General features: G+C 71.9%; 21 protein-coding genes. 14 read left to right on the top strand and 7 right to left on the bottom strand.

The annotated features are described in order from the left end of the window. Position 1 precedes the first annotated feature (1 nt). Both AB0C04_RS16080 and AB0C04_RS16075 read left to right on the top strand, forming a co-directional pair. Positions 2–1,090 (top strand): hypothetical protein, encoded by a 1,089-nt coding sequence (locus AB0C04_RS16080; protein WP_357054372.1) that lies wholly within the window; start codon positions 2–4, stop codon positions 1,088–1,090. After that, positions 1,077–2,540, top strand: a complete 1,464-nt coding sequence (locus AB0C04_RS16075) for an NYN domain-containing protein (protein ID WP_357054368.1) — start codon at positions 1,077–1,079, stop codon at positions 2,538–2,540. Before AB0C04_RS16080 ends, AB0C04_RS16075 begins: the two co-directional genes overlap by 14 nt. A gap of 156 nt (positions 2,541–2,696) precedes the next feature. On the opposite strand, the gene AB0C04_RS16070 is transcribed toward AB0C04_RS16075, so the two are convergent. The 3 genes from AB0C04_RS16070 to AB0C04_RS16060 all read right to left on the bottom strand — a co-directional run bounded on the left by AB0C04_RS16070 (position 2,697) and on the right by AB0C04_RS16060 (position 5,522). Then, complete coding sequence (locus AB0C04_RS16070; protein ID WP_357054365.1) at positions 2,697–3,326, bottom strand: class I SAM-dependent methyltransferase; 630 nt, start codon at positions 3,324–3,326, stop codon at positions 2,697–2,699. Positions 3,327–3,457: 131 nt separating this feature from the next. Beyond that, complete coding sequence (locus tag AB0C04_RS16065; RefSeq protein ID WP_357054362.1) at positions 3,458–4,384, bottom strand: hypothetical protein; 927 nt, start codon at positions 4,382–4,384, stop codon at positions 3,458–3,460. Beyond that, a complete protein-coding gene (locus tag AB0C04_RS16060; protein ID WP_357054359.1) occupies positions 4,371–5,522 on the bottom strand; it encodes a hypothetical protein in 1,152 nt (383 codons plus the stop codon). Before AB0C04_RS16060 ends, AB0C04_RS16065 begins: the two co-directional genes overlap by 14 nt. A 271-nt stretch (positions 5,523–5,793) precedes the next feature. Here AB0C04_RS16060 and AB0C04_RS16055 point away from each other — a divergent pair, with 271 nt between their 5' ends. Genes AB0C04_RS16055 through AB0C04_RS16030 form a run of 6 tightly spaced genes read left to right on the top strand, consistent with a single transcriptional unit; the run spans position 5,794 to position 13,157 of the window. After that, the gene (locus AB0C04_RS16055; RefSeq protein ID WP_357054356.1) at positions 5,794–7,470 is read left to right on the top strand and encodes an ABC transporter substrate-binding protein; all 1,677 of its coding nucleotides are present in this window, start codon (positions 5,794–5,796) and stop codon (positions 7,468–7,470) included. A gap of 6 nt (positions 7,471–7,476) precedes the next feature. Beyond that, a complete protein-coding gene (locus AB0C04_RS16050; protein ID WP_357054353.1) occupies positions 7,477–8,433 on the top strand; it encodes an ABC transporter permease in 957 nt (318 codons plus the stop codon). Beyond that, positions 8,430–9,317, top strand: a complete 888-nt coding sequence (locus AB0C04_RS16045; RefSeq protein ID WP_357054350.1) for an ABC transporter permease — start codon at positions 8,430–8,432, stop codon at positions 9,315–9,317. The genes AB0C04_RS16050 and AB0C04_RS16045 overlap by 4 nt, the downstream gene beginning before the upstream one ends. Continuing rightward, on the top strand, positions 9,314–10,372 hold the full coding sequence (locus AB0C04_RS16040; RefSeq protein ID WP_357054347.1) for an ABC transporter ATP-binding protein: 1,059 nt from the start codon (positions 9,314–9,316) through the stop codon (positions 10,370–10,372). The genes AB0C04_RS16045 and AB0C04_RS16040 overlap by 4 nt, the downstream gene beginning before the upstream one ends. After that, positions 10,369–11,370, top strand: coding sequence for an oligopeptide/dipeptide ABC transporter ATP-binding protein (locus AB0C04_RS16035; RefSeq protein WP_357054344.1), 1,002 nt, complete (start codon positions 10,369–10,371; stop codon positions 11,368–11,370). Before AB0C04_RS16040 ends, AB0C04_RS16035 begins: the two co-directional genes overlap by 4 nt. After that, positions 11,367–13,157 carry a gamma-glutamyltransferase family protein gene (locus tag AB0C04_RS16030; RefSeq protein ID WP_357054341.1) on the top strand — a complete coding sequence of 597 codons (1,791 nt, stop codon included), beginning with the start codon at positions 11,367–11,369 and terminating at the stop codon, positions 13,155–13,157. The genes AB0C04_RS16035 and AB0C04_RS16030 overlap by 4 nt, the downstream gene beginning before the upstream one ends. Here the strand turns inward: AB0C04_RS16030 and AB0C04_RS16025 are convergent. Further along, entirely contained in the window at positions 13,154–13,840 is a 687-nt protein-coding gene (locus AB0C04_RS16025; protein ID WP_350875030.1) for a GntR family transcriptional regulator, read from the bottom strand. The two genes, AB0C04_RS16030 and AB0C04_RS16025, sit on opposite strands and share 4 nt — an antisense overlap. Positions 13,841–13,910: 70 nt before the next feature. Between AB0C04_RS16025 and AB0C04_RS16020 the strand changes: the two genes are divergently transcribed. Beyond that, the gene (locus tag AB0C04_RS16020) at positions 13,911–14,651 is read left to right on the top strand and encodes a YoaK family protein (protein WP_357054338.1); all 741 of its coding nucleotides are present in this window, start codon (positions 13,911–13,913) and stop codon (positions 14,649–14,651) included. Positions 14,652–14,684: 33 nt separating this feature from the next. On the opposite strand, the gene AB0C04_RS16015 is transcribed toward AB0C04_RS16020, so the two are convergent. Then, positions 14,685–16,670, bottom strand: a complete 1,986-nt coding sequence (locus AB0C04_RS16015; RefSeq protein ID WP_357054334.1) for a sigma-70 family RNA polymerase sigma factor — start codon at positions 16,668–16,670, stop codon at positions 14,685–14,687. A 222-nt stretch (positions 16,671–16,892) separates the two neighbouring features. Between AB0C04_RS16015 and AB0C04_RS16010 the strand changes: the two genes are divergently transcribed. Beyond that, entirely contained in the window at positions 16,893–17,495 is a 603-nt protein-coding gene (locus AB0C04_RS16010) for a hypothetical protein (protein WP_357054331.1), read from the top strand. 107 nt (positions 17,496–17,602) lie between these two features. After that, on the top strand, positions 17,603–17,881 hold the full coding sequence (locus AB0C04_RS16005; RefSeq protein ID WP_357054328.1) for a hypothetical protein: 279 nt from the start codon (positions 17,603–17,605) through the stop codon (positions 17,879–17,881). Between the two features lie 118 nt (positions 17,882–17,999). Here AB0C04_RS16005 and AB0C04_RS16000 read toward each other — a convergent pair whose 3' ends face one another. Next, positions 18,000–18,602, bottom strand: a complete 603-nt coding sequence (locus AB0C04_RS16000) for a dihydrofolate reductase family protein (RefSeq protein WP_357054325.1) — start codon at positions 18,600–18,602, stop codon at positions 18,000–18,002. Between the two features lie 224 nt (positions 18,603–18,826). Between AB0C04_RS16000 and AB0C04_RS15995 the strand changes: the two genes are divergently transcribed. From AB0C04_RS15995 to AB0C04_RS15985, 3 genes are all read left to right on the top strand, one after another. After that, positions 18,827–19,903: an NYN domain-containing protein gene (locus AB0C04_RS15995; RefSeq protein WP_357054322.1), complete on the top strand. Its 1,077-nt coding sequence runs from the start codon at positions 18,827–18,829 to the stop codon at positions 19,901–19,903. A gap of 105 nt (positions 19,904–20,008) precedes the next feature. Further along, positions 20,009–20,770, top strand: a complete 762-nt coding sequence (locus AB0C04_RS15990) for an MBL fold metallo-hydrolase (protein ID WP_357054319.1) — start codon at positions 20,009–20,011, stop codon at positions 20,768–20,770. Then, complete coding sequence (locus AB0C04_RS15985; protein WP_357054316.1) at positions 20,767–21,348, top strand: VTT domain-containing protein; 582 nt, start codon at positions 20,767–20,769, stop codon at positions 21,346–21,348. Before AB0C04_RS15990 ends, AB0C04_RS15985 begins: the two co-directional genes overlap by 4 nt. Here AB0C04_RS15985 and AB0C04_RS15980 read toward each other — a convergent pair. Beyond that, a complete protein-coding gene (locus tag AB0C04_RS15980; RefSeq protein ID WP_357054313.1) occupies positions 21,281–23,635 on the bottom strand; it encodes an alkaline phosphatase family protein in 2,355 nt (784 codons plus the stop codon). The two genes, AB0C04_RS15985 and AB0C04_RS15980, sit on opposite strands and share 68 nt — an antisense overlap. Positions 23,636–24,049: the final 414 nt, after the last annotated feature.

Here is a 24,049-nt window from a genome sequence, read left to right as displayed (position 1 = left end):
CATGCACCACACCCCGACCCCCGCCCTCGTCGCCCGTACCGTCCGCGACCTGTTCGCCGACACCACCGCGCAGATGTGCGCCTACTGGCTGCCGGTCGACGGCAGCCGCGACGAATACGGCCAGGCGCTGGCCGAGGAGCTCGGCGACGCGCCGATCGTGCCGTTGATCATCCGGACGGAGCGGTTCGACAACCCGAACGCGATCATGGTCGAACTGGTGCACATCCTGGAGCGGAACAAGCAGCGCTGCCTCGACGCCCTTGGCCACGGCCGGGGCGACACCCGGTTCGCGCTCGTCCTGCTGGCCCGCACCGACCTGGGCGTCTCCCAGTCTTCGTCGCCGGTGATCCTGCCCGACTGGTTTCCCCACCTCGGCGGCCAGAGCATCCACTGCTACGTCTACGACCTCTCCTGGCGGGTCGAGGTGCCGGTGGACTCCGCCGAACTCGGCCTGCCGGACCTGCATCGCCGGCTGTTCGCGCTGGAATGCGCGCTCGTCCGCCGGCTCGTGGACGTGCACGAGTCGACGCCGCAGGCGCAGCGCGGGCTCTTCGACGTCATCGGTCGAGCGCGCGACCCCGGCTGGGCGTGGGTGCTCTCGGAGGCGGACGCGGAGCTGGGCAGCGTCGTCAACGTGGCCGGCTACCGGCCCACCGTCCGGCACAGCAAGTCGATCTCCGCCCGGTTGTGGGAGGTGAGCCGCAAGGCTGGCGGGCAGGAGATGCAGGCCTGCGCCGGCGCCCTCGCGACGGCGTTGGGCATCACCGGCGACAGCCAGCTGCGGCCATGGCGTCAGGGCCTGCTCGGGCTGCTCAACGGCACCGCGGCGGTCGACGGTCGGGCGCCTCTGCAGTTCGCCCTGCACACCGTCACGACGATCGCGGCGACGTGCGAGTACTTCATCTGGGAAGCGCACCCCGAGCGCTACCAGTACCCCGTCACCCTGCTTCGGCTGCTCATCGACGAGATGAATCGCAGCCTGGGCGACGCCGAGAGCACGATCAACGGTCTGCGTGAGACCTGGGAGCCGGTGGGCGGCGACATACCGGAGCAACGACGCGTCGAGGAGGCGGTCCGTGGCGGTCAATGAGGTGGGCGTTCTGCTGGTCGACTGGGAGAACCTGGCCGGCGCCATCATCGGTCGGGGCAAGTCGGTGACCCGCCAGATAGTCGACGACCTGTGGGCGTACGCGAACCGGGAGTGCGGCGGTCAGTTGCAGGTCCACATGGCCGCGGCCCGGTTCGATCCGTCCATCGCCACGGCGATGAGGGAGCGGTTCATCGTCGCCGACGAGGTGCGGAGCACCAAGGAGCAGGCCGACATCAAGCTGACGGTGCTCGCGATGGACTACCTGCACCAGGGGTGTCGCCGTTTCATCCTGGTCACCGGCGACCAGGACTTCATCCCGCTGATCCAGCGCCTGCGCGACGACAGCAGCGAGGTCCTGGTCATCTACGGTGACCCGAACCGGCTCGCGACCGAGCTCCGGCAGACGTTCGCCACGCCCGGGCTGAACTCGGTCGACATCGACGGCATCACCCGCCTGCTCGATCGCAGGCAGGAGACCGGCAGCCGTTCTCTGCTCGGCCTCCTGGAGCTCCAGCGGCGCGGCACCATCCTCGGCGGGCCGGAGAAGGGCAACCGCACGGCCACGCTGGCCCGCTGGGGGATCCTGCCCAACGAGGACGACGCCCAGTACCGCTCGCTGGTGGACTCGCTGGCCGAGAAGGTGTTCCGGCAGGACGCCGCGGTCAAGGCCGGCAACGACTGGGTCTCGAAGGGATCCTGGCGTACCTATCTGGACTTCGGCCTCGGCCGCATGGCGGACGTACGCGCCGTCGACCACGTCGTGCGTAGCCTGCTCGCCCGACCGCAGGGGTTGACCATCGCGAGCCTGCGCACCGGCCCCTTCCGGACCGACGACGGCACGCTGCTGGACCGCGCGCTGGACGCGCTGCTGACCGTCGAGGCGATCCGTCTGGGCGCGGACAACAGGTACACCATCGTCCCGCCCGACCTGACCCTCGGCTATCTGGAACCGCTGTGGCGGGTGTACAGCGCGGTCTCGGCCGAGTGCTACCGGCGGGAGGCCCGCAGCATCCCGTACAACCAGGTCGAGTCGCTGCTCAACCGGGGCGGTGTCGGCCAGGGCAAGGACCAGCGGGCGGCCGGCCGGATCGGCGCCGCGCTCACCTACGCGCGGGCCGCCGGCGTGATCGACGTGGTGGCGGTGGACGGCAAGCGCCATGCCATCGCACCGGTCTCCGCACTCTGCCGGCCGTTCGAGCACGCCTACCACGAGATGTACCGGTCCTTCATCTCCGCCACCGACCCGGTGCCGGAGCTGGATGTGCTCCGGTTCATGGAGGACCGGGACCGCGACAAGGCCGATCCGGTCTTCGGCTTCGACAGCCGAGACCGCCATCGGATCCTGCGCATCCTGAGTCAGTCCCGGCTGATCACCTGGCGGGACCACCAGGTCGTCGTCCAGGAGTCCCGGTGGGGTCGGGCGGGCGCGCCGCTGACCCGCCGCCCGTGACGGTGGCAGCGAGCGCCGTTGACGAGGACGATGCCAGGCGCTAACATAGCGAGTTAGGGGAGCAGTGGATGGCAACGGCGAATTGACGTAACCGTGGTCCGATCTGACTCAATACCCGGCCCCAGCCTTCGTGGCTGGGGCTTTCGCTTTTCCCCATCAGGCCACGGGTTTGCGGGCGGCGAGACGCTCGATCAGGCCGAGGGTGAATCTGTCGTGTGCCTCGACCGGCCAGCCCCAGCCGCGGACCTGGTCGGCGGGGCGGCGGAGGAAGTGCTCGCCGCCCATCGGCACGGTGACCAGCTCGGCGAGGCGCTGCACGAGGCGGACCAGCCAGCGGGCGGCCCGTACGTGATCGGCCAGCAGGAGCAGGCCGCCGGGACGCAGCACGCGCCTCATCTCGTCGAGCGCCCGGCGCTCGTCGGGGATGGCGCACAGCGAGAACGTGCAGACCACGGTGTCGAAGGACGCATCCGCCAGGTCGAGGCGCTGGGCGTCGCCGAGCCGAAGGTCCACGTCGTGGCCCAGCTCCGTGGCCCTGCGCCGAGCGGCGGCGAGCATCTGCGGGCTCCACTCCACCCCGGTCAACCGCACCCCCGCCGGGTAGTGCGGCAGGTTGAGGCCGGTGCCGACCGCCACCTCGAGAACGTCCCCCGAGGCCTTCGCGCAGACCCAGTCGCGGGTGTCGCGGAACAGACGTCGCTCGGCGAAATCCATTTGCCGGTCGTAGGAGCCGGCATGCTTGTCCCAGTAGCGGCGCAGCCGCTGGTGGCGATTCGATTCCGTCATCCGAGCCCGCCTCTCGTCCGGCCGGCATCAGCGCTCGCCGCCGGGTGCCGGCCCCCGCGCAGTCCCTGCTCTCGTACCCGGGCATTCTCCCGCAGCGGCAGCCGGCGCAGGGCCCCGCGGGCGGGCGCGGATCAGTAGGGGCAGCTGCGGCCCGCGCGCACCATCAGCGCGTACTCGGCCCCGGTGATCCGGAATCGACCCTTCCTGCTGCCGTCCTTGCTGACGCAGTCGTTGATCGGATTGAGGTAGACCCAGCTGTAGGCCGCGTCGTCCGCGGCGCCGGTCACCTCGAAGGGCTTGTCGCCGGGCGCCGAGACGGTCATCGTCTGCCGACGCCCGTCGGCGAGGTACTGCAGCTCCAGCCGCCATCGGCAGTGCATCTTCTCGCTGAGCGCCCTGACCTGGACGACATTCTTTTCGCCCTTGGGCAGGCTGATCTTGTTGTCCGCGAAGAACGGGCGACTCGACGCGTCGTCGGTCGTGCTCTCGACCAGCATCCGAGGATTCGGCTGGTCCACCCGCGTCACGAGCACGATCTTCTCGGAGGCTCCCTGGGACTCGTTGGGCTCGCGGATACCGGTGAGCGGCGGGGTGCAGGGTGCGACCAGGACGGACCGCATGTCGACGACCTCGACGGCATCGTCGCGGGTGCCGACGAGGGTGATCTCCCAGGTGCTCCGGCCCAAATCGACCGCCGCGAGGTCGGTGGCCGGGTCGCCTGACGTCGAAGCGTCCAGCTTGGACAGGTCGGAGCCGGCGGGGTAGACGAAGCCGCGGGCGCCCTCCTGGGGATAGGGGATGTGCCGCACGTCGAGGACGACCAGCGGCCCTTTCCCCGCCAGGGCCTCGGCCAGTTCGTCCGCGGACTTCCACTGGTTGAGCGTGCCCAGGACGACGGCGCCGAGCCAGGCGCCGACGGCACCGATCACGATCGTCAGCAGCCAGGTGACCGGCCGTTTCCACCAGGCCACCCGCTCGGGCGTGGGCGAGGGTGCGGCAGTCGGCCGGGCCCCGGCGCGGGTCGGGCGCCGGCGGGGCCCCTTCTTACGCGGGCTCATGGATCGGGGCCTCCAGGGCGGCGACAGGCGTCTCGGTGCGCAGGGTTCGGCGGGCGAGCAGGACCAGCAGTGCCACGAGCCAACCCCAGGCCGCGCCGAATCGCAGTGCGTTGGTCAGCTCGCTGCTCAGGTTCATCCACGGCGCACAGCCGGTGGGGGAGCCCGAGAACGCGCACTCGGCGAGGACGACGGTCGGCGCCGTCAGGGCGCACGCCGCAAGCGTGCCACCCCAGCAGACGACGACGAGGCCGGCGCGGTGACCGGAGGCCGGCAGGTCGGCCAGCACCGACCGGAGCAGGAGCCAGAGCAGCACCAGCAGGACGACGGTGGCCACCGAGTTGGGCACCCACCGATCCATCGTCAGTCTTGCCGGGTCGAGGTCCGGGTGGGCGAGCCGGTAGGCCAGGTCCTCGCGCGGGGGCGGCGGCGAGAGCGCGGGATAGAGGAACCGGCCGAGCAACTCGAACAGGGAGTAGGGCTTGTCGGCGTGGCGCACCATCCGCACGCCCTCGATCAGAGCCAGGACCAGGACGGGAAGGATGCCGGCCAGGGCGAGGTTGCCGCTGCGTCCTCGGCGCTCGCCGATCAGGGAGCTGGGATGGGAAATCTCCGCCGCCGGCGACGGTCCGTCCTGCGTCCAACGGCCGCAGACGAACAGGATCGCGCCGGCCACCGCCACCCAGCAGCCGAGGAAGAGCACGTCGGACGTCCAGCCGCCGCTGAGCGAGTAGTTGGCGCTGAAGAGCAGTGACGGGCCGTCCGACGCTGCGTACCCGTCCCGGGTGGCGCTGTGGCTGCGGAGGACGTACACCGCCCACCCGAGGAGGTCGGCGATCGCGGCGGCGACGAGGACGGCCGACGCGCCCGTCACCGCCGCGGCGATCAGGCCGGTCCTGCGGGTGACGAGGCCGCCGACCAGGTAGATCAGCACCGCGACCAGGAGTATCGCGCCGCCATGCAGCAGCGGGATCACCGGCTCCATCAACGGGGCCGTACGTGCGTCGAGGGGGGCGAAGAAGGCGAAGCCCTTGTCGACCAGTGTCGGCAGGTCGCTGGCGTCCCGCGAGAAGTCCCGCGAGTGGAATCTCGGCGTGGTGGCGACGAGCAGTTGCGCGGCGAACAGCGGTATCACGGTCATCCACGCGATGAGGGTCCTGGCCGCCCGGTTCATGCGGGAAGACTGCTGATCGTCACCCCATCAGTCTCGCCTGACTCGCGGCTGAAGTGAAGTCGATGCCTGCCCGCGTGGCGCGGGCCCGCCCGGTGCGGTGGGCTCCGTCGCGTTGCGGACGAGCTTGATGCCGCGAGACCGTGCCTGCTGGGTGCTCGACAGGCATTCATGAGGGTCTTGCGTCGGTCATCGTATACAACATACGCTCCCCGGAATCGCCCACTTGAGGAGATCCCCCATGACGAACCTCTCCTTCAGCGAAACGAGCCCGTCGCGGCTGCGTCCACTGCGGGCCGCCGTGGCGGCGGCAGCGGTCATCTGCGCCGTCGTCGCCTGCTCCCCGGTGTCGGACAGCGGGGGTGGTAACCAGTCCGGCGACAACCAGTCGGCCGGCCAGGACTCCTTCGGTACGCCGGCGGATCCCGCCGCGGTGAAGAACGGCGGCAAGCTCGTCATCGCCCTCTCCGCGGAGCCCGACGCGCTGGACCCCACCCTGTCGCGCAGCCTCTACTCGCGCTACGTCTTCCAGGCGATGTGCCAGAAGCTCTACGACGTGAACGAGCAGGCGCAGGTCGTACCGCAGCTGGCGACCGCGCTGCCGACCACCAGCGGCGACGGGAGGACGGTGACCATCCCGCTGCGCCAGGACGCGAAGTTCGCCGACGGTACGCAGCTCGACTCCGCCGCGGTGAAGGCCACCCTGCAACGGCACCTGACGAACGCCCGCTCGGCGCGCAAGAGTGAGCTGGGCCCCGTCGAGACCGTCGACACCCCCGACGCGCACACCGTCGTGGTGCGCCTGAAGCAGCCGTTCGCGCCCCTGGTCGGGGCCCTCGCCGACCGGGCCGGCATGATCATGAGCCCGAAGGCGATGCAGAGCCTCGGCGACGACTTCGCCTCGGCGCCGGTCTGCGTCGGGCCTTTCAAGTTCGCCAAGCGGGTGCCGCAGAACTCCATCGACGTGGTGAAGGACCCCAACTTCTACGACGCCGGCAAGGTCCACCTCGACGCCATCTCGTGGCGCATCCTCAGCGACGCCAGCATCCGCGCCGCCAACCTGCGCTCCGGCGACGCCCAGGTCGCCGACAGCGTCTCCACGCAGGACGTCGCCTCCCTGCAGGCGGACAGCGCGCTCACCGTCCTGCAGTCGCAGTCGCTCGGCTACCAGGGGCTGACCTTCAACATCGGCAACGTCGACGGGGTGGGCACCACGCCCAAGCCCATCAACCGCCCGATCGCGCAGAACGCCAAGGTCCGGCAGGCCTTCGAGCACGCGATCGATCGGAAGGCCCTCGTCCAGGCCGTCTTCAACGGGATCCCCGCCGTCGCCTGCTCACCGATCTCGCCCGCGAGCCCGTTCTCGACTCCGGAAGCGCAGACGTGCCCGGCGCACGACCCGGCCAAGGCCAAGCAGCTGCTCGGTGAGGCCGGCGTCCAGACGCCCTACCCGGTGACGATGCTCGCCTCGAACACGCCCGACACGCTGCGTCTCGCCCAAGCGTTGCAGGCCATGGTCAAGGAGGGCGGGTTCGACCTCAAGATCAACCCGGTGGAGTACTCGTCGCTCCTCGACGAGCAGGACCGCGGCAACTTCGAACTGCTGCAACTGGGCTGGAGCGGCCGGATCGACCCCGACGCCAACATCACCAACTTCGTCGGCACCGGCGGCAGCCAGAACGTCTCCGGCTACAGCAACCCCCAGCTCGACGCCGCGCTGACCCAGGCCCGTCAGTCCAACGACCTCGAGGAGCGCAAGAAGCTGTACGGGCAGGCGGTGACGATCCTCCAGCAGGACGACGCGCTGATCTACCTCTACCGGCAGCGGAACCTGACCGCCTTCTCCAAGCAGATCCAGGGCCTGCAGGTGTTTCCGGACGGCGTGATCCGCGCGGCCTTCGCCGGGTTCACCAAGTAGGTCGTCGTGCTTCGATACCTGCTCACGCGCGCCTGGCAGTCAGCGCTGACCCTGCTGCTGTCGACAGTCGTGGTGTTCCTCGGCGTGCGGGCACTGCCCGGGGATCCGGCCCTCGCCCTCGCGGGGGAGGACCGGTCCCCGGAGGCGCTGGCGGCCATCCGGCACCACTACGGGCTGGACCAGCCGCTGCCCCTGCAGTTCGCGCAGTACGTGGAACGGATGGCGCAGGGCGACTTCGGTGAGTCGATCCGGACCGGGATACCGGTCTCCTCGATGCTCACCACCGCCCTGCCCGTGACGGCCGAGCTCTCCGTCCTGGCGATCCTCATCGCCGCGGTGCTCGGTGTCGGCGCCGGGGTGCTCGCGGCGGTACGGCGCGGGCGCCCCGCCGAGTGGCTGGCCAACGGGCTGGCACTGGTGGGCCTGTCGGTGCCGCACTTCTGGCTCGGGCTGCTCGCGATCCTCTACCTCTCCGTGGCGACGGGGCTCTTCCCGGCCTCCGGGTTCGTGCCCTTCCTCGACGACCCGGTGGACAACCTGCACCACGTGGTCCTGCCGGCCGTCATCCTCGGCACCGGTCTGGCCGCCATCATCATGCGACAGACCCGTTCGGCGATGTTGGAGTCGCTCTCCTCCGACTACGTGCGTACGGCGAAGGCGAAGGGTCTGCGACCCCGAGCCGTCATCACCCAGCATGCGCTGCGCAACAGCCTCATCGTGGTGGTGACGATCGTGGGCCTCCAACTCGGCGGCCTGATCTCGGGCGCTGTCGTCACCGAGCAGATCTTCGGGCTGCCGGGCTTCGGCAAGATGACCATCGACGCGGTCTTCCAGCGGGACTACCCGGTCATCCAGGCCGTCGTCCTGCTCACCGCGACCGCCTACATCGTCATCAACTTCCTGGTCGACCTGCTCTACTCGGTCATCGACCCACGAATCCGCGTGACGGGGGACCCGGCATGACCGTCCTCACCGTTCCGATGGCGGAGACCGCCCCCGCCGGCATCACCCGACGCACCCGCGTGCTGAGCCGGTTGCGAAGGAACCCGCTGGCCGTGGTGAGCTTCGTCGTGCTGGCGCTCGCGGCCGTCGCCGCCCTGCTCTCACCCTGGATCGCCCCCTACTCCGTCGAGCAGACCGACTTCGCGCACACGTTCTCGCCGCCGGGCACCCCGGGGCACCTGCTCGGCACCGACGACCTGGGCCGGGACGTACTGTCCCGCATCATGCTGGGCGCCCGGGCGTCGCTGCAGGTGGGACTCCTCGCGGTAGCCACCTCGTTGGTCATCGGCGTACCGCTCGGACTCGCGGCGGGCTACTTCCGGGCCTGGGACGCCGTGATCTCGCGCTTCACCGACCTGCTGCTCGCGTTCCCGTTCCTGATCATGGCGGTCGGGCTGGCCGCCATCCGCGGCGCGAGCCTCGGCAACGCCGCGGTGGCCATCGGGATCGCCCAGATCCCGGGGGTGATCCGCGTGGTCCGCTCGGACACGCTGCGGCTCAAGTCGCTGGACTTCGTCGCCGCGGCCGTCGTGGACGGCGCAAGCGACCTGTGGGTGCTCGCCCGGCACATCCTGCCCAACGCGACGTCGGTGATCCTGGTGCAGGCCACGGTCGCCATTCCGGCCGCGATCCTGGGCGAGGCGGTGCTCTCCTTCCTCGGCCTCGGCATCCAGCCCCCGGCACCCAGCCTGGGCACCATGCTGGCCACCGCCCAGCAGTTCTCCGCCCGGGCCCCGTGGGCGGCGGTCCTCCCCGGCGTCGTGATCATGGGGCTGGCGCTGGCCTTCAACGTCTTCGGCGACGCCCTTCGGGACGCCCTCGACCCGAAGGGAGAGCGGCGATGACCACCGTCGAACCGGCGAGCGCCGCCACGGTCGGCACCTCGGTGCTGGAGATCCGCGATCTCACGGTCTCCTTCCGGACCGAGAGCGGGACCGTCTCGGCGGTCGACCGGGTCAGCCTGGACCTCGCTCCCGGCGAGATCGTCGGGATGGTGGGCGAATCGGGCTGCGGAAAGAGCGTCACCGCGATGAGCCTCGCCGGCCTGCTCCCGGAGAGCGCTCGGATCTCCGGCTCGGTACGGCTGCAGGGCACCGAACTCGTCGGCACCCGGGAGTCGGTGCTGCGCCGCGTGCGCGGCAAGGAGATCGCCTACATCTTCCAGGAGCCGATGACGTCCCTGAACCCGGTGCTCACCGTCGGGCGCCAGATCGGGGAGGTGCTGCAGGTTCACGAACGGATGTCCCGGCGGGCCGCGCGGGCGCGTGCCGTCGAGCTGCTCTCGCTGGTGGGCATCCCGTCCGCCGCCGCCCGCGTCGACAACTATCCCCACCAGCTCAGCGGGGGCATGCGCCAGCGGGTGATGATCGCGATGGCGGTGGCCTGCGGCCCGAAGGTGCTGGTGGCCGACGAGCCGACCACCGCCCTGGACGTCACGGTCCAGGCCGGCATCCTCCAGGTCCTCCGCGACCTGCGCGACAGACTGGGCACGAGCATCCTCGTCATCACCCACGACCTCGGCGTGATCGCCGACATCGCGGACCGCGTCGTCGTCATGTACGCCGGGCGCGTGGTGGAACGGGCTCAGGTCAACGACCTCTTCGCGCATCCGCACCACCGGTACACGGCGGGTCTGTTGTCGGCTTCGCCCACCCCGGGCCGGCACGCCGGCACCCAGCGGTTGCAGGAGATCCCCGGTCTCGTGCCCGTCCTGTCCAGCCAACCCGACGCCTGCACGTTCGCGGACCGCTGCCCGGTCGCCGACTCGCAGTGCCTCGACTCCGCCCCGCCCCTGGCGGCGGTCGGAGCAGAGACCGCGGCCGCCGCGAGCGACCATCTGGCGGCGTGTTGGCACCCCTGCCCGACGCCTCGGGCCCAGCCCCAGGAGGTGAACCCATGACGGCACAGCCACCCGCCCTCGAACTCGAGGACCTGGTGATGCACTTCGGGCCGGTACGTGCCGTGGACGGTGTGTCCCTCACGATCCCCAAGGGCCGGGTCACGGCCCTGGTGGGGGAGAGCGGCTCCGGAAAATCGACGGTGGGCCGGTGCGTGGTGCGGCTCGTGGAGCCGACCGCGGGCGTGGTCCGGATCGCGGGGACGGACGTGACGCACCTGTCCCGGCGGCAGCTGCGACGGCACCGCAGCGACGTGTCGATCGTCTTCCAGGACCCCGCCGGCTCGCTGGATCCGCGCATGCTGGTGGGCGACGTGGTGGCCGAGCCGCTGCGCCTGTCCGGCCGGCGGATGCCGCGACGCGACCGGGCGGCCAGGGTCGCCACGGAACTCGAACGGGTCGGCCTGCGCCCAGAGGTGGCGCACCGCTACCCCCACGAGCTCTCCGGCGGGCAACGCCAGCGGGTGAGCATCGCCCGGGCGCTGATCTCCGAGCCGATGCTGCTCATCGCCGACGAACCCACCAGCGCACTCGACGTCTCCGTGCAGGCGTCGGTGCTCAACCTCCTCGCCGATCTGCAACGGGACATCGGGTTCGCCTGCCTCTTCATCACCCACGACCTGTCCGCCGTGGAGTACCTGGCCGACGACATCGCCGTCATGTACCTCGGTCAACTCGCCGAGAAGGGCTCACGCGAGCAGATCTTCACGCGGCCCGCGCACCCCTACACGCAGGCGCTGCTGGCGGCCGCGCCGGTGGCCGACCCGGTCCGCCAACGCCAGCGCCAACCGGTCCTGCTCGGCGACGACCTGCCGTCCGCGTTGGACCCCCCGTCCGGCTGCCGCTTCCGCACCCGCTGCCCGCTCGCGTTCGACAGATGCGCGACCGAGGTGCCGCCGCAGGTGGAGATCGGCGGCGGGATGGCCGCCTGCCATCTGGTGCAGCCGGACGGCACCCGGCCCGATGTCCGGGCCACCGACCCGAGTGAGGTGTTGTCATGACGTTCACCACCCGACCGACCCTGCAGGGAACCTTCGGAATGGTGTCCTCGACGCACTGGCTCGCCAGCCAGGCGGCCATGGGGACCCTGGAGCGCGGTGGGAACGCCTTCGACGCGGCGGTCACCGCCGGGTTCGTCCTGCACGTCGTCGAACCCCACCTCAACGGACCGGCCGGTGAGGTTCCCGCCATCGTGGCGACGGCGCAGGACCCGGCCCCGAAGGTGCTGTGCGGGCAGGGGCCGGCGCCGGCCGCCGCCACCATCGCGCACTTCCGGTCCCTCGGGATGGAACTCATCCCCGGATCGGGCCCGCTCGCGGCGGCCGTGCCCGGCGCCGTGGACGCCTGGCTCCTGCTGCTGCGCGACCACGGCACGCTCCGGCTGGAGGAGGTGTTGGAACCGGCGATCGGCTACGCGGGCGCCGGCCACCCGCTGATCGGCCGGGTCGGTGACACCGTGGCAGCCGTGCGGACGCTCTTCGAGGAGCACTGGCCCACCTCCGCGGAGCTGTGGCTGCGCGGCGGTAGGCCGCCGGCGGAGGGCGAGCTGTTCGCCAACCCCGCCTACGCCCGTACGCTGCGCAAGCTGGTCAACGCCGGGCAGGCGGCCGGCGCCGACCGCGCGGCGCAGATCGACGCCGCCCGTCGCGCCTGGAGTGAGGGTTTCGTCGCCGAGGCGATCGAGCGGTTCAGCCGGCAACCGTTCCAGGACTCCAGCGGGCGTCCCCACGCCGGCCTCGTCACCGGCGCCGACATGGCCGCCTACTCGGCGACCTGGGAGGAGCCGGTCACCCTCGACTGGCACGGCTACTCGGTGGCGAAGACCGGCTTCTGGGGCCAGGGCCCGGTGTTGCTGCAGACCCTGTCGGTCCTGGACGCGCTCGACGACCCCCGCGCGTACGACTCGTCGACCGCACCGGGCATCCATGCCCAGGCCGAAGCGCTCAAGCTCGCCTTCGCCGACCGCGAGGCCTGGTACGGCGACGGTTTCGACACGCCCGCGAAGGCGCTGCTCTCCCGGGAGTACGCGCGGGAGCGGGCGGACCTGATCGGGGCGGACGCGTCGAGGGAGCTACGGCCGGGGCGTCCCGACGGCATGCAGCCGCGTCTCGCCGGTCACCTCCAATGGGGTGCCGGGGGCCGCGCCGACGCGGCGGATGCCACGACCGGCGAGCCGACGGTGAAGTCGGACGGCGTCACCCGCGGCGACACCTGTCACGTGGACGTGGTCGACCGGTGGGGCAACATGATCTCCGCGACCCCCAGCGGCGGCTGGCTGCAGAGCTCACCCACCATCCCCGAGCTCGGCTTCCCCCTCGGCAGTCGACTGCAGATGTTCTGGCTCGAGGAGGGGCTCGCCTCGTCGCTCGCCCCGGGGCGCCGACCGCGCACCACGTTGAGCCCGACGATGGCGCACCGCGACGGGGAGCCCGTGCTGGCGTGCGGCACTCCCGGCGGCGACCAGCAGGACCAGTGGCAGCTGCCGTTCCTGCTCCGCCACCTCGTCGAGGGGCAGCCGCTGCAGGAGGCCATCGACGCGCCCGCCTGGCACACCATCAGCCTGCCGGGGTCGTTCTACCCGCGCGACTCCGAGCCCGGCGTCCTGGTGGTGGAGGACCGCCTCGACGAGGACGTCCTGGCGGCGCTGCGGGCGTACGGGCACGAGGTACGGCTCTCCGGGTCGTGGAGCCTCGGCCGGCTCTGCGCGGTGACCCGCGATCCGGCTACCGGAGTGCTCGCGGCGGGCGCGAACCCGCGGGGCATGCAGGGTTACGCGACCGGCCGCTAACCGCCGGCGGCTCCGTAGCCGCCTTCGGCGTTCTCGTAGGCGGCCGCGGACGCGGCGTCGAGGTGGGCGAGGGCGGCCCGCTCGGCCCGCTCACCGTCACCTGACTCGATGGCGTCGACCAGCTGGATGTGCTCGGCCCACGAGTGCGGTGCGCGCTCCGCGGCTCCCAACCGGAAGACCCACTGCACATGGAGGTACAGCGCCTTGGCGATCGACGACAGCCAGGGGTTCCCGCTGATCTGGAGGATCCGCAGGTGCAGGGCGCTGTTCAGCTCGGCGACCCGGCGCAGGTCCTGCTGCTCCGTCGCCTCGCGGCCCTGCTCGAGCAGCGTCCGCAGGGCGGCCACGTCGGCCGGTGTCGACCGCTCGGCCGCCAGCCGGGCGGCCAGCGCCTCCAGGCGCTCGCGTACCGCGAACATGTCCGCGATGGTTCCGCTGCTGGGAGAGGCGACGACGGCACCGCGTCGGGGCAGGATCACCACGAACCCCTCGGCCTCCGCGACCCGCAGCGCCTCCCGGACCGGGTTGCGGGAGACGGCGAAGTCTTCGGCCAGCCGGTCCTCGGTCAGCCGCTCACCGGGGAGGTAGTCGCCGTTGATGATGGCGGTCCGCAATGCGGCGAGGACCTGGTCGCGTAGCGGCAGGTGTTGAGCGCCGAGCTTGTCCCGCAGGTCTTCAGCCAACCTGATCGCCTCTCCGTGATCCAGCTGGAAAAAGTGTATACGAAGGACAATCTGTGGAGGGTAGCCGAAAGTGCTGAAAACACTGCCGCACGTCATCCGCGCCCGGGTCACCGCGAAGGAAAAGCCACTCCTCCTGCGCCGACGGCACGCCCTGGTGGTGGTGCTGACCTTCGTGACCGGGAGCGCCGACGCCATCGGCTTCCTCGCCCTCGGCGGCGCCTTCTCCAGCGTGATGACGGGCAACATGGTCCTGCTCGGGCTCTCGGCCGGCAGGGGGAACGCGGAGCTCGCGCTGACCTCGGGCTGCGCCATCATCAGCTTCATCGTCGGCGTCCTCGCCGGCGCCCGCCTCGCCGGCTCGGCGCAACCGGACGACCCCGTCTGGCCCCGCCCGGTCACCCGCGCGCTCGTCCTGGAACTCCTGGTGTTCGTCGTGCTCCTCGTCGTCTGGGAGTTCGCCACCCACACGGAGCACGTCGACCTCGCGCTGCTGATGCTCTCGGCGGCGGCGCTGGGCGTACAGAGCAGCGCCGTCCAACGGTTCGGGGTGCCCGGACTCTCGTCCACCTACCTGACCGGCACCCTCACGAGCCTGATCGCCGGCGTCGCCGTCCGAACCCCGTGGCGCAACCTGCGGCCCAAGGCCCAGATCCTGCTGGCCCTGATGACCGGTGCCGCCGTCGGCGCCCTGGTCGCCCTGCACCTGCCCGCCTGGTCGCCGGCCCTGCTGATCGGGCCACTCGTGGTCGTGATCGCCGTGTCCAGACGGATGGCGCAGAAGCCGTCCGACGACATGCCGGTCACGCGGTAGGCCTTCCGGGCGGATACGGCGGCGCTCCGCTCGTCAGCGCGCGCCCTGAAAGGCGCGACCGACGGCCGTCGCCTCGCTGCCGGTACGGAAGAGCCCGGTCTGGTCCTTCGCCGTGGCGGGTAGGCCGAACCAGGCGTACCGGTGCAGCCAGGGCAGCCCGCTCAACATCCGGGTCGCCGCGGTGAGGAACGCGGCCTGCTGCTGCTGGCTCGGGAAGCGGACGCCGTCGGAGAAGTCGATCAGGGCGAACTCGGTGAGCCAGATCGGCAGCCGGTAGCGGTCGTGGACCGCCTGGAGATAGGACTTGAGCTGGTTGACCGCGTTGGCGGTGGTGAAGTCGCCGCCGTACCAGTGCAGGGCGATGAAGTCGACCCGGTAGCCGCGCTGCTTCGCGCCGGCCATGAAGCGGTCGAGCCACTCACCCGGGCGGTCCCCGCCCCAGGCCACCGCCGGGCTGCCCAGGGGGAGACCGGTCGCCTGCAGCTGCGGCCACAGGTCCAGCGCCTGCTCCACGCTCATGTTCGCCTGACCGCCCATGTCCGGCTCGTTGAACCCGAGCAGGTAGCGGCCGTTCTTCTTCGCCTGCTGCAGGTTGCTGGCGGTGACGCTCTTCGCCCCCCAGATCATCGGGACGAACTCGGCGCCCTTCGGGCTGGTGACGCCCGGGTGGTCCACGTTCCAGGTGTAGTACCAACTCGCCTTGGAGTTGGCCAGCGCCTGGCTGACCCCGTTGAAGGTCCAGACGCCGACGCCCTTCTTCTTCGAGGTCACCGCGGGGGGCGGGGCGGCCGGCCGGGCCGTCGTCGGATTCGCCTTCGGGGTCGCGGCCGGTGGCGTCGTCGGAGCGCCCGGCGTGGCAGCCGTCGACGGGCCGGCCAGCGAGGTCGTGGTCGGCAGCGCCTCGACCGCCTGCGTCGCCGCCGGGGCGGGCGTCGATCCGGTCGGCTGGGCCACGACGATCGCCCCGACCACCAGCACGGCGACCGCGGCGGCCACGGAGATCGGGCCCAGCACCGGGTTCGAGCCGAACGAGATGAGGCGGCTCAGCCCGCCCGGGCGTACCGCGTGGGCCCCGCCGGACGCACCGCCGCCCGATGGCCCGGCAGCGGCGCGCCCGGTCGCCTCGATCACCTGCGGGTCGGGCGTCGGGGCGGCCGGGCTCGTCGCGCCGGCGTGGGGGATGGCCGTCGCGGCTTGCTGAGCGGTCCCCGGCGCGAGGCCCACCGCGAGGGTCTCGGCGATGCCGGGCGGGATCGGCAGCAGCGGAAGCCCGGCGAGCAGCCGGTCGATCGGGAGCAGGTCGGCGGTCCAGCGGACGCATTCGCCGCACTCCCGCACGTGCCGGGCCAGACGCTTGCGCCACAGCGGGCTCGGCCGGCCGTCCCACGTCCGGGTCAGCTCCCGCAGCCCGGGGCAGGCGGCGCCGCCGCGCAGCGCGCGGACGACGATCCGCGACGCCTGCAGCTGTTCCTTCATCCGCTGGATCCGGACCGCCGCGTGGCCCTCGGTCAGGCCGAGCGCCGCGGCGAGTTCCGTCCGATCGATCTCCCCGGTGGCCTCCAGCCACCAGAGCGCGAGCAGCGTCTGGTCGTCGTCGTCGAGCCAGCGGGTCGCCTCGGCCACCTCGCGGCGCTGGTCGGTCAGACCGAGGCGGAGAATCGTGATCCCGGCGAAGTCCGCGGCCGGGTCGTACACCCCGTAGGCGACGTCGAGGTCGGCGGTGTGGTCCAACGCCGCCCGGCGGTACTGCTCACGGTCGCGCACCTGCCGGACGGCGATGGCGATCAGCCAGGACCGGTACGCGGCCGGATCCCGCAGGTCGGTCAGGTGCCGGACGACGCGCAACAGGGTCTCCTGGACCACGTCGTCGACGTCGGCGTGCCCCCGCAGCGCCCGGCCGACCACGTTGTACACGAGCGGGAGAGACGCCGCCACCAGTGCGTCGAGCGCCCGCGGGTCGCCGTTGCGGGCGGCGACCACCAGCCCGGCGTCGGCGCCACCCCGACTCGTTCCGCGCATCGTCTCCACTCCTTCACGTGGTCGCACCGCTCCCCGGCGGCGTCGGCGGTGGAACCCGCCAACGCCTCCCCATCAGGAGACCGGCCGGCCGCGGCGAAATAACAGTTTCCACGCCGGAACCGGCTGGATCGGACCGCCTGCCGTCCCGGCTACCCGCCATCCCTGCCCGCCGAAGGCCTGGACCAGCGGGAAGTGTCGGCCGGTGGTGTTACGTTGCCGGCCGTGGAGGGGAACCTGACGTGGATCGACCAGATCATCGAGGTGACCGGATGGCGTCAGGATCCTGAGCGCGTGGACTGGGAGCAGGTGGAGGCCGAGCTCGGTGTCGCGCTGCCAACGGACTTCAAGGAGCTGTGTCGGCGGTTCGTGCCGGGAGCGTTCTACGCATACCTCGACCTGCTCCGGCCGACCGGCGATCACGCTTCACAGCCGCTGCTGCGGACGTGGGCCTCTTCCCGGCAGCACGCCATCCAGCATGAGTCCTCGCAGTTGTGGACTCCATACGAGATGTATGGGCCCGACAAGGGGCCGGGGCTGATCCAGTGGGGTAGCGACCAGACTGAGGGGGAGTACTACTGGCTGGCGGACCGTTGCGTGGAGCCCGACCGGTGGCCCGTGGTCGCGCGGTGGGACGGCATCGAGCCGTGGCACCAGTACGACATGTCGACGGCCGAGTTCGTCTACCGGGTGATCGCGGACCCGGAGTTCAAGCCGTTCACGGTTGCCGAACCACCACGGCGGCCCTTCTACCTGCCGTACTGGGGGCCGTTTCCCCTCAGCGTCGAGGAATGGCTGGCGCTCACCGATCCGAACCGCGAAAGCTGAACGTGAATTCACGCCGTACCTGCCCGTGAACTCCGCTGGATCTACCCACCGACGACTCGTCTGGCGTTCGTGCGCGGCTGGGCGTCGAACCGTGAAAGGCGCCTGGCGTGACTGATGACGATCTGTTGGACCTGCGTGCGCGGGCGGCAGCCGGTGATCGAGACGCCGTCGACCAGCTCGTCGAGCTGGCCGGCGAGCGGGGTGATCTGGACGAGCTGCGCCGCTTTGCCGACGGCGGCAACACCGACGCCGTCGACCAACTGGTCGAGCTTGCGGGCGAGCGCGGTGACACGGCCGAGCTGCGACGTCTCGCCGATGGCGGCAGCCGTGACGCGGCCGACATGTTGACCGAGCTTGCCGAAGAGCAGGGCGGCACCAGCAGATAGCGGACGCGCGCCGCGGCGCGACGGACATCGAGGAGACGCCGTCCGGGGTGAGCGGCTTCGGCCAGCTCTGACGGTTCGCGGGGCGGCCTGCGGTGGGCCGCCCGCCCCGCGCCCGCCGTCAGTCTGCCTTGCGCACCCGGTAGGCGAGGTGCGTGACGCCGTCGCCCTCGACGACGCTCGTGGGCCCCTCCAACTGGACGGGCGCGATCTTCAGGTCGGCGAAGAGCGGGATGCCGTCGCCGAGCAGGACCGGAACGAGATCCACGTGCACCTCGTCGAGCAGGCCGGCCTGGATGACCTGCGCCGCGATGGTGCCGCCGTTGACGCCGACGTACTTGTCGCCCGCGATGGCCTTCGCCCGACCGATCGCGCTCTCGATGCCGTCGGTGACGAAGACGAACGAGTCGTTCTCGCGCTCCCAGCCCTCGGGCACGGCGTGCGTGACGACGACCACCGGTACGTCCATCGGGTGCCGGCCGCCCCAGCCGTTGGTCATGTCGAAGAGTCGCCGGCCGACGACCAGCGCCCCGGTCCGCTCGTTCAGCTCGCGCAGGTGCCGGGCGCTCGCCGCCGAGGTGCGCAGCGTCATGTCGGGGTTGGCCGTCGGCGTCTCGACCTCGCCGTTGCCGTACCACTGGAAGAGGTACTCGAACCCACCATGGGACGCGTCCGCGATGTAGCCGTCCAACGACATCGTCGCCCCGGTCATGACCTTCGTCATCAGATCCGCTCCTTGGTCTCCGGCGGCCCGCCACTGAACCGGGCCTGCCCTTCACCTACAGGTCGAAGCCGCCGGGGACTCTCTCGACATCATCGCCAGGAATTCTTTCCGGCGACCGGCGAGCGTCCCGGGCCGGCTGGCCGGAGCGCGACCGACCGACCGGGGCGGCGGCGCCGCCCGCGAGTCTGCGGTGGCCCGGCCGGCACCGGGCTAGGCTGGCTGCCGTGGATCAAGAAGACCGCATCGCCCTGTTCCTCGACTACGAGAACCTCGCCCTCGGGTTCCGCGACCATCACGGCGGCATGGCCTTCGACTTCCGCCCCATCGCCGACGCTCTCGCCGAGCGAGGGCGGGTTGTGGTGCGCCGCGCGTACGCCGACTGGTCGTACTTCGGCGAGGACCGGCGGATGCTCACCCGCAGCCACGTCGAGCTCATCGAGATCCCGCAGCGGATGGGCGCCTCCCGGAAGAACGCGGCCGACATCAAGATGGCGGTCGACGCCGTGGAGTTGGCCTTCGAGCGGGAGTACATCTCGACCTTCGTGATCTGCACCGGCGACAGCGACTTCACCCCGCTGGTGCACAAGCTTCGCGAGCTCAACAAGCGGGTCATCGGTGTCGGGGTCGAGAAGTCCACCTCGGCGCTGCTGCCGCCGGCCTGCGACGAGTTCCTCTACTACGACCGTCTGGAGGGCGTCGAGATCCCGCCGGCGCCCGCCCGTCGCGGCCGTCCCGCCCGCCCGCCGCAGGCGGAGCCGCAGCAGGTGGAGCAGGAACCCGAGCCCCAACCGGTGGTCGAGCAACCCGTACGCGACGTCGACACGCTCGCCGCCCTGGTGGCCCAGACCGTGGCCGGTCTGCAGGGCAGTTCCAGCGGTGAGGTGACCGCGTCGAGACTGAAGCGGACCCTGCTCAGGAAGGACCCGACCTTCAGCGAGTCCGACTACGGCTTCCGCACCTTCGGCGAACTCCTGCGGCACCTCGCCGAGCACAACGTGATTGAGTTGGCCGAGGGCCCCGCCAAGGGCGACCCCGAGGTCTCGCTGCCCGAGCACGACGACCGGGAGGTGGCGTTCGGGCTGCTCCGGTCGGTGGTCGTCGACCTGGCCGGCAGCGACGGGGCGCTGGCGCTCTCCGGCCTGAAGGACCAGCTCCGACGAGCGCGGCCCGACTTCAGCGAGCAGAAACTCGGCTACCGCAGCTTCCTGCAGTTCTGCAAGGCGGCCGCCACCGCTGGCGCCGTCCAACTGCGGTGGAGTCCCGACGCCGACGACTACCTCGTCACCCCGCAGGCCTCGTGACCCCACTCGGGCCGGGCAGCCCGCGTACCGGCGTGGGCGTCCTCGTGCCGCCGCCGCGGCGCCGGATACGGTGGCAGACGTGACAGACGCGGCGCGGGTGGCGGTGTGCTCCAGCTGACCTGGTACGGGCACAGCACTGTGTGGATCGAGGACTCCGGCACCCGGCTGCTGACCGACCCCCTGCTGCGTAACCGTCTCGCGCACCTGCGTCGGCGCCGCGGGTCCGTCCCGCAGCTGCCCGGCGCCCCGGACGCGGTCCTCGTGTCGCACCTGCACGCAGACCATCTGGACTTCGCGTCGCTGCGCCGACTGCCCGAGCACACCACGCTGGTGGTCCCGGCCGGCGCGGGACGCCTCGTCCGTCAGGCACTGGGCGGCACCGCCGGCCGGTGCGTCGAACTGGCGGCCGGTGACCGGACCACCATCGGGCAGCTCACCGTCACCGCCGTACCCGCCGCCCACCATCCCGGGCGGGGGCCCTGGTCCCGGCACCGGGCGCCGGCGCTGGGCTACCTGGTGGAGGGTCAGGCCAGCACCTGGTTCGCCGGAGACACCGGCCTCTTCGACGAGATGACCAAGCTGGGACCGGTCGACCTGGCACTGGTCCCGGTGGGCGGGTGGGGGCCCACCCTCGGCCCCGGCCACCTCGACCCGGCGGGCGCGGCCGAGGCGGTGCGCCGGGCGGCGGCGGCCTGGGCCGTACCCATCCACTTCGGCACCTTCTGGCCGGTCGGCTGCGACCGGCTCCGCCCGGAGCTGTTCCGCCAGCCGGGAGACGATTTCGCCGGCCACGCCAGGGCGATCGCCCCCGGCACCCGGGTACGCGTGTTGAGCCCGGGCGAGTCGTTGACGATTCCGCGGCCATGACGGCGTCCCTCGGCGCGCTGGGCTGGCTGGCCCTGGTCGTGATGTTCGGGGCGGTGGTCCCGGTGGTGCCGACCGGCGCCGCGGTCAGCGGCGCCGCCGCCCTCGCCGCGCACCAGGACCTGCCGACCGTGGCCCTCGTCGTGCTGGCCGGCGCCCTCGGGGCGTACGTGGGCGACCTGGCGACCTACCTGCTGCTCGACTGGGGCGGCGAGCGCATCGCCCGACGGCTGCACCTGCTACGCGGACCGCAACGCTTCGAGCGGCTGTCGGCGCGCGTACGCGAAGGCCGTGTCTCGATGCTCCTGGTGTCCCGACTGATCCCGGGCGGCCGGCTTCCGGTGCTGCTCGCGGCGGCGGTGGCCGGGCTGACCTCGCGACGCTTCGCCATCGCCAACGCGCCGGCCAGCCTCGCCTGGTCGGCCTTCTACGCCGCGATCGGCGTGCTCGGGCGCGCCGTCTTTCCCGAACCGTGGCAGAGCGTGGTCGCCGCCGTCCTGCTCGTCGTGCTGGTCAGCCAGGGGCTGAGCTGGATGGGCCGACGCCGGAGCGCGCCGGCTCATCCACCGGTGACGCCATAGCCGGCAGCCGCGCACCTGAGCGCCCGCCCCGATCGTGGTCCGCGTGGTCGTCCGTTGCGCGGGGCGCGTGGCCGCGCGGCGCGTCGTCGGCGTCCTCGTCGCTCTGGCGGAGGCCGAGCCGGCGCAGCCACCCGAGCAACTGGGCGTGTACGGCCTCCGGGCCGACCAGTTCGCCGTCCTGCGGCCAGTCGGCGGGATGGATGAGCAGCGCCTCGGTCTGCCAGCCGCCCAGCCCACCGTGGCAGCCGACCAGCTCCTCGAAGGCCGCCACCTCCTCCAGGCTCGGGTCCACGACGCTGATCACCACCAGGTCGCCGACGTGGTCCATCTCCTGGTGCCGCAGCAGATCCTGGCGCGCTCGCGCGCCGTACGGCGCCAGCGGGTCGTCGCCCTCGACCTGCCCGCCGCGCAGCCGGTGCTCACCGCGCGGCCCGAGCGCCACCGGACCGGCGGCGGAGTCGACGACGACCACCCCGACGCCCGGATGCGCCCTCAGGCCGTCGATCAGCCCCGGGACGACGGTGTCGATCCGCTCCCGGACCAGCCGGCCCGGATGCCGGGCGAGGTAGATCATCGCCAGGTTGCCGGACGCCACCACCACGGTCTGCGGGTCGGTGCGGGCGGCCTCCTCCTGCTCCCGCGCGGCCGGCCCGAGGGCGACCTCACCACCGACCGAGTGCGACCGCACCGCCGCCCGTGTCGCGGCGCCGGTCATTCCGCCGCGGCCGGCCACCTCGGTGAGCAACGTGTTGACCCGGCCCCACTGCTCGACGCGACCGGCGGCCTCGGCGCTCGCCGTGACCGGGGTCGCGTCCGTCGGGTCGGCGGGGGCCGGTGGGCGCACCGCCGGGGCGGCGAGCCGGGCGACCACCTGCGCCAGCGACTCGCCGTACCGCTGCCGGAACGTGGCGCCCTGGCTCTGCCCGTGGTCGCTCAGCACGACGAGGTGATAGCGCCGCCCCGCCTCGGCCGCCAGCCGCTGCAGGATGCCGAGCGTGTGGTCGAGCGCCTCCAGGGCCGCCATCGCCTCCGGGCGGGCTGGTCCGGCGTGGTGGGCCACCTCGTCGTAGTCGACGAAGTCGCAGAAGATCACCGGCGCGCCGCGGGCCATCTGCTCGGCGATGAGCGACACGTTGAGGTCGTTGAGCAGGCTCGCCAGCGGACGCAGCGCCAGGTAGGAGCCGCCGCGATCCCCCCGGGGCTGCACGCCGCGGATCCGCTGTCGCCGACCCTCGTGCAGCTCACGGAGCAGCTGCCCGGCGCCCAGCACGACCGCGCGGGCGAAGCCGTACGGGCTGGTCATGAAGGTCGCGTAGCCGGGGTTGGACCGCCCTGGCAGCCCGGCGCGGCTCACCGTGAGCAGGCTGGTGGGGGCGTCGCCGGAGAAGGCGGTGCTGATGCTCACGCCGCCGTCGCGCAGCAGCCCGTGACCGGTCGACAGGCGCTGCTCGATCTCGGCGGCGTCCCGGGGCCGGCTGGTCACCATCAGCCGGCCGGGCGAGCGCGTGCCGTCGCTGCTCACCGTCGCCTTCTCGTACCAGCGGAAGGCCGGCACCCGACGAATCTCGCCGTGCAGCAGACCCGCCTGCGCCGCCGGCGTGGTGGCCGGCAGGCCGGTGTGCCAGCGGGTCATCCGGTGGCTGCGGGAGCGCAGCCACCGGCCGATGGTGGGAAGGTTTCCGGCCCGCACCGCCCACTGCACCAACGGTGCGGCCACACCGTCGAGCTGGATGACGAGCACGCCGTCCGCGGGCTGCTCGTCAGCTGACGGGCCCGCGTCGCCGGGCCGGCGGCGTCGCCAGGTCATCCTCCGGCGCCGCTCCGGCGCACGCCGTACCCGGGTCATCAGCCGCAGCATCTCGCTGACGAACGTGTCGTCGGTGCCGGCGTCGGCCAGCCAGTTCACGATCGCGGCGAGCGCCACGGCGAGCCACGCGGCGACGAAGGCGACGGCGAACCCGGCCACGTGCGCCTCGGGGTCGAGACGTAATGCCACGTACATGACGACGGCCTGCACGCCTACGCCGATGGCGAGCGCCCAGAGCCCGCCGAGCGCGGTGGCCAGCGCCAGCAGCAGCGGGCGCAGCACCGCGCCGACGCCGGTGACCAGGGCGACCAGCCACAGCATCGCGACCAGGCCGCTGGCGGTGACCCCGGGCAGCAGCCACAGCGTCGTGGTGAGCACCACGAACGAGGTCGCCATGCTGCGGACCAGCGCCCGGACCCGCGCGACGGTGGGCCGGTACTCGCGCAGCATCCGTACGGCGACCCGCAGGGGCTGGGGCATCACGCGCCGCGCCTCGCCATCCACCTGCGGCTTCATAGCTCGCCACAATGCCACACCCGGCCCACCAAGATCGCTGCGGCGACGGCCGGTGTGTCCTGCGGCGCGGGCGCTCGGCGCGGCACGCCCGGTTCCGCCACCGCAGGTATGGACCGAGGTGAGATCACTCCTGGGCCGGCCGAAGCGGCGTACGCGGCGCGGCGCGCGTTGCGAAGAGGGTTTCCGTCCAGCTGACGGTCGAAGGGAGGGGCGACCTGCTCCCCTCCACTTTCAAGGTATAGCCCACCCGGGGGCTTGCGGCAAGACCCGGGTCGTGCCGCAGAATCGCTGGCCGAGGTCAGATACCTGCAAAAACGGGGGAGTTGCGAAGTACGCATGGTGTTGTCGACGTTTGGGGCCGGTGGGGACGACGGTGGC

Origin of the sequence: Micromonospora sp. NPDC048909 (assembly GCF_040649635.1) — a bacterium.
Lineage (GTDB): Bacteria > Actinomycetota > Actinomycetes > Mycobacteriales > Micromonosporaceae > Micromonospora.
Note: the sequence above shows the minus strand (reverse complement) of the source record. Positions and strands in the feature narration are given on the sequence as shown.